Annotated in this window: 9 protein-coding genes; 5 read left to right on the forward strand and 4 right to left on the reverse strand. The window is 35.9% G+C overall.

Features of this window, described 5'->3' with window-relative positions; translation table 11 throughout:
* The first annotated feature begins 6 nt into the window (after nucleotides 1-6).
* Nucleotides 7-1,479 (forward strand): anion permease, encoded by a 1,473-nt coding sequence (locus BTA34_RS12895; RefSeq protein WP_151435926.1) that lies wholly within the window; start codon nucleotides 7-9, stop codon nucleotides 1,477-1,479.
* 173 nt (nucleotides 1,480-1,652) lie between these two features.
* On the opposite strand, the gene BTA34_RS12900 is transcribed toward BTA34_RS12895, so the two are convergent.
* Both BTA34_RS12900 and BTA34_RS12905 read right to left on the reverse strand, forming a co-directional pair.
* Nucleotides 1,653-2,258: a histidine phosphatase family protein gene (locus BTA34_RS12900; RefSeq protein WP_151435927.1), complete on the reverse strand. Its 606-nt coding sequence runs from the start codon at nucleotides 2,256-2,258 to the stop codon at nucleotides 1,653-1,655.
* Between the two features lie 22 nt (nucleotides 2,259-2,280).
* Nucleotides 2,281-3,774: an SLC13 family permease gene (locus BTA34_RS12905; RefSeq protein WP_151435928.1), complete on the reverse strand. Its 1,494-nt coding sequence runs from the start codon at nucleotides 3,772-3,774 to the stop codon at nucleotides 2,281-2,283.
* Between the two features lie 109 nt (nucleotides 3,775-3,883).
* Between BTA34_RS12905 and BTA34_RS12910 the strand changes: the two genes are divergently transcribed.
* The 4 genes from BTA34_RS12910 to BTA34_RS12925 all read left to right on the forward strand — a co-directional run bounded on the left by BTA34_RS12910 (nucleotide 3,884) and on the right by BTA34_RS12925 (nucleotide 7,659).
* A complete protein-coding gene (locus tag BTA34_RS12910; RefSeq protein ID WP_151435929.1) occupies nucleotides 3,884-4,798 on the forward strand; it encodes a LysR family transcriptional regulator in 915 nt (304 codons plus the stop codon).
* 119 nt (nucleotides 4,799-4,917) lie between these two features.
* Entirely contained in the window at nucleotides 4,918-5,742 is an 825-nt protein-coding gene (locus BTA34_RS12915) for a VanW family protein (protein ID WP_265576088.1), read from the forward strand.
* Nucleotides 5,743-5,968: 226 nt separating this feature from the next.
* Nucleotides 5,969-6,556, forward strand: a complete 588-nt coding sequence (locus BTA34_RS12920; protein ID WP_196735988.1) for a YebB family permuted papain-like enzyme — start codon at nucleotides 5,969-5,971, stop codon at nucleotides 6,554-6,556.
* 173 nt (nucleotides 6,557-6,729) lie between these two features.
* Nucleotides 6,730-7,659 (forward strand): Dyp-type peroxidase, encoded by a 930-nt coding sequence (locus BTA34_RS12925; RefSeq protein ID WP_151435930.1) that lies wholly within the window; start codon nucleotides 6,730-6,732, stop codon nucleotides 7,657-7,659.
* Nucleotides 7,660-7,731: 72 nt separating this feature from the next.
* Here BTA34_RS12925 and BTA34_RS12930 read toward each other — a convergent pair whose 3' ends face one another.
* Both BTA34_RS12930 and pbpC read right to left on the reverse strand, forming a co-directional pair.
* Nucleotides 7,732-8,079 (reverse strand): hypothetical protein, encoded by a 348-nt coding sequence (locus BTA34_RS12930; RefSeq protein ID WP_151435931.1) that lies wholly within the window; start codon nucleotides 8,077-8,079, stop codon nucleotides 7,732-7,734.
* A gap of 171 nt (nucleotides 8,080-8,250) precedes the next feature.
* Entirely contained in the window at nucleotides 8,251-10,629 is a 2,379-nt protein-coding gene (gene pbpC, locus BTA34_RS12935) for a penicillin-binding protein 1C (RefSeq protein WP_151435932.1), read from the reverse strand.
* Nucleotides 10,630-10,650 lie beyond the last annotated feature (21 nt).

Here is a 10,650-nt window from a genome sequence, read left to right on the forward strand (position 1 = left end):
AACCTGATGAATAAATTAACTCCATTACGACCTATACCGACATTAATCGCCGTTTCTATTACTCTTATTATCTGGTTTCTTATCCCCGTACCACAAGGGGTTGATCCCAATGCTTGGCATTTATTAGCGCTCTTTGTCGGCACTATTGCCGCCATTATTGGTAAAGCACTTCCTATCGGTGCTGTTTCTATTATTGCTATCGCATTAGTCGCTGTTACAGGTGTCACTAATCCTCATTCAACTAAAGCCGCTATTGGTGACGCATTAAGTGGATTTTCCAATGATCTTATCTGGTTAATTGGTATTTCCATTATGGTATCCATGAGTCTAAATAAAACAGGGCTAGGTGCTAGAATTGGTTATTATTTTATTTCCCTTTTTGGAAAAAGAACCATTGGAATAGCCTATTCATTAGCAATTGCCGAAACAATATTAGCCCCTGTAACACCAAGTAATACCGCTCGTGGTGGTGGGATCATTCACCCAATTATGCGATCAATTTCAGATAGTTTTAACTCTAAGGCGGAAGATGGTACAAGTGGTAAAATAGGCCGTTACCTCTCTTTAGTGAACTACAATATAAATCCAATTACTTCTGCCATGTTTATTACGGCAACAGCGCCTAATCCGCTAATTGTCAGTTTAATTATTAGTGAAACAGATCCTACACATGAGCTTAGTTGGTCTATGTGGGCAATTGCGGCTTTTGTGCCAGCTATCGTTTCATTAATTTTAATGCCTATTGTTATCTATCTACTTTATAAGCCTGAAATAACTAGTACGCCAAATGCCCCTCATTTTGCCAAAGAGCGTTTAGCGCAATTAGGTCCTATTTCATTACCTGAAAAAATAACACTTGCCGTCTTCGCTCTATTATTAATTATGTGGGCGGGTGTCCCAGCATTATTATTTGGTGATGGATTTAGTATTAATGCAACAACAGCAGCCTTTATTGGTTTATCCATTTTATTATGTACAGGCGTTTTGAATTGGGATGATATTTTAAAAAACAAAGGTGCATGGGATACCGTAGTTTGGTTCTCAGCCTTAGTCATGATGGCATCCTTCTTAGGAAAATTAGGATTAATTAAGTGGCTATCACTCAGTGTCGGCGCAAGTATTGATAGTATGGGGATCAGCTGGGTTAGTGGCATGGTGTTATTGGTGCTGATTTATGTTTATTCTCACTATTTCTTTGCCAGTACTACAGCCCATATTACCGCAATGTTTGCAGCATTCTATGCCGCTGGTTTAGCCCTTGGCGCACCACCAATGTTATTAGGTCTTATTTTGGCATTCTCATCTTCATTAATGATGTCATTAACGCATTATGGTACAGGTACTGCGCCAATTATTTTCGGTTCAGGCTATGCCACATTGGGTGAATGGTGGAAAACAGGATTTGTGATGAGTGTAGTTAACCTCATTATTTGGATAACGCTCGGTAGTGTATGGTGGAAAGTGTTGGGATATTGGTAGAGCTTTAGTTCTTTAATTTTAATAGCAAAAGAGCAAGGTTTCCCTTGCTCTGATTTAATATCGGAGTGACTTATTTTACATTTCAGATTTAAATTCTAACTTTAAATTCTGGTCTTGAATAATAAATACGTTTAAAACAATATGATTAATTTGAAAACCACTTCTTATTAACCTTAGTCAGCGACATTCTTATCTGGTATATAAGAGCCAATATTATAGGCTTCTAATTTTGGCGCTTTATCTGAATTAAGATCAAAATTAAATATCGTTATTGTGCCCGGTGTCGCGGGTAATAAAAACTCAGGAGACAGATTTAAAAACACTTTGCAGGCGGCACGAATAACACCACTATGCACAACCGCTAATAAATCACTGTCTTCTTTATGTACCCACCCTTGTAATGCCTCACCAATACGATCACAAAAATCAAACCAATTTTCACCTTTAGGTGGCGTATAAGTTCCTGCTCGCCAATTTTTGTATTTATCCGCATGGTGTCTTATGAGTTCTGGTTTTCGCTGTCCTGTCCATTCCCCCATATTTAACTCGCGCAATAACGGCTCTTTAACGGCTTCGGGGTGACCGACGATTTCTGCTGTTTGTACTGTTCGCCCTAAATCTGACGTAATAATCCTAGCGGGTGATAACAATTTAATACTCTCTTTTATCGCCATTGCTTGATTAATGCCTTTTGGTGATAAACAAGAATTAGCATGTCCTTGTAAGCGTGATTCCATATTCCATAAGGTTTCACCGTGTCTTAATAAAATTAGTCTCATTATTATTCCTTAATTTAATGGCTTAAAGACCATATCCAAGAATTTGGAACCAAGTGAATATCGCAATAGAAATTACCGATGCACCAACAAAACAGGTAATTAATCCATATTTCATTTGGTCTAACACACTAAAGTAACCACTTGAAAAATAGATAGTATTTACTTTTGAATGTGGCGGTAATGTAATGGTATATGTGAGTGTAAATGACGCGGCTAATGCTAATGTTACTGGGTCCATGCCTAATGTTTTGGCAAGTGCAATAATGGCTGGAATGAGTATGGTCGTTTTCACGGTTTTACTCGTAAAAATTAAATGGCTATACATACAGATAAAGACAACCACAATATAAACCATCGTCGTACTCATATTTTCGAGTCCGAGTCCATAAACCATTTTACCAATTAACCATTGCGCACCTTGTGTGGATTCTAAAGTATTACCTGCCGCATAAGCGCCCGCTGCAAATATCATAAGATCCCATTTGATATTGGCTTCATTCCACGTTAATAAGCCAATACGAGGCATCAGACAAAGAATGGCAGCAATAACAGCTGTCATATAAACGCTAATTTTGAAACCAAACATATCTTGGTGATAACTTTCGGTTGCCCATAAGAACACCGCCATTAAAAAAATATACATGGCTTTTTTCTCATTCTTAGTTAATGCACCAAGTTGAGAACGTTCTTTTTTTAATTTCTCTAACGAACCTTCAAAATCCACTTCCCCTTTAAAAGAGAATAATTTTAATCCAATAAAAAAGGAGATAGTCATACCAACAATAGCTAATGGGAAAGAGGCAATTAACCAATCCATATAACCAATAGAACCACCGGCTTGTGAATTGATAAATCCAACGGCAATAATATTAGCTGCAGTTCCCGTCATTACACCGGATGTTGCCAAAGCATCAGCTTGCACGCCTTGCAACATCATTAGTTTCCCGTAATTACTTTTTCCAGGAATGGCCTTATGTATCTCTAATAAGATCATACAAATAGGCACCATTAATGTTGCACGAGCAGTCGTTGAAGGAACAAAGAAAACTAAGCTGAAGTTAATTAATATCAGGACAAATAACGCTTTTTTGGGTGTTTGCCCAAATTTGGTGATCATCCATAGAGCAAAGCGTCTGGCAATATTCGATTTGATCATGGCGGACGTTAAAACAAATGCTGAAACCATCAGCCAAATAACGTCATAACCTAATGTACCGAAAACCACTTTCTCTTTTGCGACAGTTCCCGTTATTGGAAGTAAAACAATAACGAGCATTGAAGTTAAATAAATGGGTAAAGATCCACACACCCATAAAATTAACGCAGCACAAAAAATAGCAATGGCTTTTTGCCCTTCAATACTTAATCCATCTGGTGTTGGCATAAAAAATAAAACGAGTAATACCAATAAAGCTAAAGGTATTCCTATTGTTTTTAAGGTTATCTTCTTACCGTTTTGTTTTGGTGATGATGGCGCTGGTTTAGCGATATCATCTCGCTTCGCAGTCTTTTCCATAACCGATTCCTCTTAATATGTAGGGTAGGAAGTTCAGTATAGAAATATTGAGGTATAAAGATAATTGTATTAATATATTATAACTATAAAAATAATTTATGGTGTTGAGATGAATTTAAGCCAACTTGATGCTTTTTTACTACTTGCCAACGGTTTTAATGTTACTGAAACCGCAGAACGCCTATTCTGTACTCAACCCAGTGTGAGTATTAGGATCAAGAAACTAGAAGAAGAATTGCAAACGGTATTGTTTGAAAGGATCAATAATCGGCTTTATTTAACACCTCAGGGTAAGGTTTATCAGCAGTACGCAACCCAAATTATTAATTTAGTAAAATCCTCTTCTGAGCATATGCGGCAATTTGATGATCCCTCTAAAGGTGAAATTAAGTTTGGTGCTAGCCATTTTGTTGGCGTTTATCTATTACCTCAAATTATGGCGCAGTTTAGAACGCTGTATCCCGATGTGAAATTAAGCATGGATATTTCAAGCTCCACACAACTTATCCATAAACTTGATACCCAAGAATTAGAGTTTTTGATCATGTCAGATCATATCTATTTAGATCCGACGGAATATCATCTTGATACCTTTCTTATCGATCCCTTAGTGCTTATTTGTTCACCTGAACATTGGCTGGCAAAAAAGAAACATTGCAGATTTTCTGATATTGTCTCAGAAGTTTTTCTGATCAAACCCGAGCACTCTGCTACCCGTGATTTTTTATTAGATAGGATCCAAGAAAATAATAAAGAACTCAAAAATGTGATGGAAATAAATAGTTTAGAAGGAATAAAACAGGGTGTTATTCACGGTTTAGGGATCTCAATTTTATCCCGTTTGTCTATTATGCAAGAATTAAAATCAGGTCTTTTATGTGAAGTTGCATTTGATGATATCCAATTTAGCCGAGGTATTCGTTACTTTCATCATAAAGAAAAGTATATCTCTCCAGCCACTAAGAATTTTTTATCTGTTTTACAATCTCAAGCTCAAATTTTAACGAAAGATATCAATAAATAAATTTATTGGTTAAATTCTTAGCTCTATTATTTTAAGGATATCGGCGTATCAATATTCTCATTCAATCGTTATCATACTCATGTTTATCTCTTTCTATTGGCTATTTTTAAAAGGATTTTATGCGTAGAACACTCTCATCTTATCACCCTATTCTTTATACTTTGAGAGTGGCACAACGTCGTTTATTTCGCTCTCTTAGTTGGCAATTTTCAAGTCGAACATACAGCCGAAACGTTCAACCAGAACAACGACTTTCACACCGTTATCTAAAACACACTTCTAAATTAATTAGCCGCCGTGGCGAAAGTGATATCCAATTACAATACAATAAAATAACGAATCTCAAGTTAGTTGAAAAAGCATTAGATGGTATCGTGATTAAATCGGGAGAGTATTTCTCTTTTTGCTATTTAATCGGTAAACCTAGCTATAAAAGAGGTTTTATTGATGGCATGCAGCTCTCCTATGGTGAAGCAAGAAAAGGTGTAGGCGGTGGAATTTGTCAGGCCAGTAATTTAATACATTGGTTAGCACTACATTCTGAATTAAAAGTGGTCGAGAAAGCTAATCATAGTTTTGATCCCTTTCCTGATGAAGGGAGAGTACTTCCTTTTGGCTCAGGAGCCGCTATTTTTTATAATTATGTAGATTTAGTCTTATATAATCCAACACCTTATGATTACCAAATTAGATTACATGTCGCTGAACATCAGTTAGAAGGCGAACTCCTTTGTAGTGAAGCAAGAGAATATCGTTATCATATTTATGAGAAATCTTCTTCTTTTATCAAAAAAGGAGATCATGTGTATCGTTGTAATGAAATTTGGCGAGATATTTACACTAAAAACAATGTGGGTGCTTTTCCTGAATTAATTAAATCAGAATTATTGTATAAAAATCGTGTTGTCATAAAATATGATATTCCAGATGAACAACTAAGTTAATTCACTTAGATATATTATTATTACTCAATTAAAATATTAATTTATTATTCTAAATTTATCTTCTTATTCTGAATAAATAACAACTTTCCTCTTAAAATTAAGAACACCTTAAATTGGAATATTCTTTTTACATTAAGATCATTGAGTTATCAAATAGAAACCTTATCTATTTATTATGGTCAAATAATGGTGATTATGTTTCTATTTAATAGGTCATATAATGATGATAAAAATTGATTATCCACAAAAATTAGAAGTTGGTGATATCGTATTTACGTGTATTGGTACCTCTTTATTTCGTCAAATTTCTTCCGCTTCTTTATGCTGGAGTAATCATGTTGGCATTATTATTGGTCATAATGGCGAAGATTATTTAGTTGCCGAAAGTCGAGTTCCACTTTCAACCACAACCACATTAACCCGCTTTATTAACCGCTCTGCGGGTAAACGTTATGCAATACGCCGCCTATCAACACAACTCTCTGATGAGCAAAAAAATGCACTTGTTGCTCAAGTTCCTGAAAGATTAAATAAGCTTTACCACACGGGTTTTAAATACGACTCTTCCCGTCAGTTCTGCTCTAAGTTTGTTTTTGATATTTATAAATCAGCACTCTCTATTCGTATTGGTGAAATAGAAACATTCCAAGAATTATTAAGCAAAAATCCTAATGCCAAATTACAGTTTTGGAAATTATGGTTTATTGGGCAAATACCGTGGGAAAGAACCACTGTCACGCCTGCAAGTTTATGGCAACATCCACATCTCTCTTTAGTTTATCAAAGCCATGAAAATATTAATTCAGTGTGTTAGCGTCATAAAAAAGGAAACCATGGCTTTTACAATACAGTTTATTTATAAAAATCCGAATAAAGATCAACCCCTCTCTTTGTAATAGAGAGGGTTTTGGTGTAAAACTAAAAAACAATATTTTGTAAATATAGCTTAATTATTATTCATCTATTATTCGTCATTTAGGGATCACTATGAAATACCAAGATGTTACGAAATCACCCTGTGAGAATGCTTATTTTTTAGTTTTTAACCTCATCCACTCACCTGAAAACCGCGATACTTTGATCGATTTTTGTAATAATTTTTCGGGTTTGATACGTAGTATGAGAACCCGCTTTCCTGAATTGGAAACAAGTTGTGTTATGGGATTCGGTGCAAATGCATGGACTACGTTATTTCCTAATCAGCCAAAACCCAAAGAGCTAAATACCTTTAAAGAAATTAAAGGTGACACTTACACTGCGGTTTCTACTCCGGGCGATATTTTTTTCCATATTCGAGCTATCAAAGTTTCAGCCTGTTACGAATTAGCCTCTATCATCAGCCAAAAGCTAAAGAATATTGTTACGCCAGTTGATGAAGTTCATGGATTTAGATATTTTGACGGACGTTCTATTATTGGTTTTGTCGATGGAACTGAAAACCCAGAATATGAAGATGAGCGTGCTTCTTATGCCGTTATTGGCGATGAAGATCCTGAATTTACAGGAGGTAGTTACGCCTTTGTACAAAAATATATTCACGATATGGATGCATGGGAAAAACAGCCTCTTATCGAACAAGAGAAAGTTATTGGTAGACACAAATTCAATGATGTGGAGTTAACCGATGAAGAAAAAGAACCCGGTTCACATAATGTTGTCACCAATATTCAAGATGAGAACGGCGAAGATTTAAAAATTGTCAGAGCCAATATGCCTTTTTCCAATCCATCTAAAAATGAATATGGTACTTACTTTATTGGTTATGCACGTTATTTTTCAACAACTAACCGTATGTTAGAAAATATGTTTGCAGGCACACCTGAAGGCCATACAGATAAATTACTTAAATTCAGTACCCCTGTAACGGGCACATTATTCTTTGTTCCATCACCTGAATTTCTCGATGATCTAGCGTAATTTATTACAAGTAGATATATAGGCTTGTTACTTATATATCTACTTTTTATTATTGGTTTTTCTCTAAATCAATTATAAACCGAAAACATTAACGTAAAATTCTTTGCCATCATCTGTGCTTTCAATGGTATAAGTGATCGGAATTGAATTTTTACCGCCTTTACCTTCAAAAGAGAGTTCAGCTGCGCATGAGTAAGTATCTCTTTTCTCATCATGTTCACGAGTACGCACGCTTTCTACTTTGATCTTAATTTGATCAATCACGGCCGCCATTTTTTGATCACGTAATTCATCTTTTGTAATATCAATCACTAAATTTTTGGCTTCAGAGCTATTACAGTTAGGTGTTGCATCACTACATCCCACTAAAGGTAATGCTAATGCGCCTAATAAGGCTAATTTTAGAATTCTAGTTTTCATGTTGATTATTTCTTCCTTGCTCACAAGATAAAATAAATTTTTCAATATTTTACCTAATAATTATCTCGCAACAATATAGTGAGTTAATAGTCAGAATAAGATAACGATAGAAATTAATATTTTGGCGTTAAGATAATCATTAAGTAAAACCTACAAACTTTAACGCCAATATTAATGTGCCTCGATTTCTTGTTTATTAATCACACCAATAATATCAACACGAATATTTCGTGTATCCGCTCTTCCTTTATCGTCTACTGCACGAATACGGTAGCGACCACTCTCTTTCGGATACCATTCTATTGAACGTTGATTTGAACTATTACCTAAATAAGCATCATCAACAAACCAATAAATAATATTGCTGTCATTATCTGTTGTTGCATTAAATACAATTGATGTGTTTGGTGATGAAGTACGTCTTAACGTATAAGTGGTATTGCGTAATGGTGATAATATACGAGGCGGCATTCCTGTAATTGCCATATCTCCATTTTTACAATGAGCAGTAGAAGGCGGTGTTCGCTTTGGCAGCCCAGCTTGAGCAAATACTTTAGCTAAATCAGAAGGCCAATATTCAAAAATTTCAATCTTAACCTGATCTTCATTATAGGGCGGACAAACAACGTCTCCCGTCACTTTATCAATTGCTAGAGGTCGATAAATTGTATCAACTTTAATGGGTGATTTACCGGGAATAAACCATGTTTTACCTTTACGTTGACACCATGGCGTAGGTAAATTACCACTCGCCAAACAAATATCGACTTGTTTAATATTTTCAGGAAGCTTAAATCTAGGCTCTTTTAAATTCGGATAATCTGCAACCATATTATCTATGATGTTAAAAAATAGAGGTGCGGCTGCTTCAGCTCCGATTAATGCACTATTCCCTTTTCCATCAAAATTACCTATCCAAACAACTAAAACATAAGGTCCAAAGATCCCACTACTCCACGCATCTCGAAATCCCCACGATGTTCCAGTTTTCCAATAAATGGGTAATGTCATCGATTTTTGTGCCAATGTATCATCAGGTCTTCGATGTTGGCTTAGCATATCCAGTGTAATAAAACTCGCTTCTTCACTTAATAACTGAATAGGTTTAGCAATAGCATCCGTACTTTGCATTCTTAACGGTTTCAGTTGACCTCGATTGGCTAATATTGCATAGAGTTTTGCTAATTCTTGTACTGTAATTTCACCGCCCCCTAACACTAGTGATAGACCGTAATGCCTTTCACTCGCCATATTGCTGATACCTGACATTTGTAGAAACTGGTAAAGCGTTGGACTTTTCAGTTGAGAGGCTATCGACACGGCAGGGATATTTCGGCTGTAATTTAACGCTTGAGTGGCAGAAATCGGCCCTAAAAAGCGTAAATCAAAGTTTTCTGGTGCATAGCTACCAAAAGTAGAAGGTACATCTTTTAACATTGTTCGAGGATGTAAAATGCCTTGTTCTAGTCCTAATGCATAGATAAAAGGCTTTAATGTTGATCCCGGTGAACGCTTCGCATTAGTACCATTAACTTGCCCATGAATATCAACATTATAATAATCAGCCGAACCAACTAGCGCTTTAACGCCCATATCTCGTGTATCAACAAGGATCACCGAAGCATTTTTAACACCAAGGTGTTGATTTCGTTCAATAAATGCATCAACTTGTTTTTCAACTAATTTTTGTAATGGGAGATCAATCGTTGTGACTATAGTAGTGGGCTTTCTTGGATTAAACTTTTCCTGTTTTTCAATTTGCTCGATGAAATGAGGTGCTATATAGGGCATTTTTTCAGGCTGGCGTAGTCGCAGTGGTAATTGAAATAGTGCAGATAAATCGGCATCGTTAGGATGTTCTTCCAACCAATAATCGTAAAGCTGGTTACGCGTTTTCATTAAAGAAAGGCTAATACCATCACTATTGGGTTCGATTCGATAACTTGGTGATTGAGGTAATACGGCAAGTGTTAACGCTTCAGGTAATGTTAATTCTTTAGGATTTTTATTAAAGTAAATCAGGCTTGCGGCACCAATGCTTTCTATATTTCGCCCATAAGGGGCGTAGTTGAAATAAGCTTCTAAAATATCATGTTTTGAATAACTGAGTTCTAATTGAATAGCCCGTAATACCTGAACAAATTTTCCCCCGACAGTACGTGTATTTAATTGCCAGTGCATACGAGCCAGTTGCATTGTAATTGTGGAGCCACCTTGCAATCGCTCACCATAAACATAACTGACAAAAAACCCCCGAATTAAGCTATAAGGATTAAATCCAACATGATAATAAAACCAGCGATCTTCATATCGCATAGCACTATCTATCATTAAGGGCGAAATATCGTCTAAATCAGTCCATAGCCGATAACGTTCATCGTTAGCCAGTGTTAAACGTAGTAGATTTCCATTGCTATCATAATAGGCTGTTGAAGATAAAAAACCTTCTGATAGTGCTGGATGTGGAAACAGGCGAAATCCTACACAAAAGAGGGCGACTAAAAAGCCCCCCATTAATATATTTTGTAAAACTCGCTTGCTTCTCGTCATTCTAAAACAACCAGAAACAAG

Origin of the sequence: Proteus sp. CD3, from assembly GCF_008808075.1 — a bacterium.
Taxonomy (GTDB): Bacteria; Pseudomonadota; Gammaproteobacteria; order Enterobacterales; family Enterobacteriaceae; genus Proteus; species Proteus appendicitidis.

What these genes read in the sequence shown, in the direction of transcription:
- BTA34_RS12900 (WP_151435927.1), bottom strand. Translation starts at nt 2,258, where the DNA reads ATGAGACTAATTTTATTAAGACACGGTGAAACCTTATGGAATATGGAA.
- pbpC (WP_151435932.1), bottom strand. Translation starts at nt 10,629, where the DNA reads ATGACGAGAAGCAAGCGAGTTTTACAAAATATATTAATGGGGGGCTTT.
- BTA34_RS12910 (WP_151435929.1), top strand. Translation starts at nt 3,884, where the DNA reads ATGAATTTAAGCCAACTTGATGCTTTTTTACTACTTGCCAACGGTTTT.
- BTA34_RS12930 (WP_151435931.1), bottom strand. Translation starts at nt 8,079, where the DNA reads ATGAAAACTAGAATTCTAAAATTAGCCTTATTAGGCGCATTAGCATTA.
- BTA34_RS12925 (WP_151435930.1), top strand. Translation starts at nt 6,730, where the DNA reads ATGAAATACCAAGATGTTACGAAATCACCCTGTGAGAATGCTTATTTT.
- BTA34_RS12895 (WP_151435926.1), top strand. Translation starts at nt 7, where the DNA reads ATGAATAAATTAACTCCATTACGACCTATACCGACATTAATCGCCGTT.
- BTA34_RS12915 (WP_265576088.1), top strand. Translation starts at nt 4,918, where the DNA reads ATGCGTAGAACACTCTCATCTTATCACCCTATTCTTTATACTTTGAGA.
- BTA34_RS12905 (WP_151435928.1), bottom strand. Translation starts at nt 3,774, where the DNA reads ATGGAAAAGACTGCGAAGCGAGATGATATCGCTAAACCAGCGCCATCA.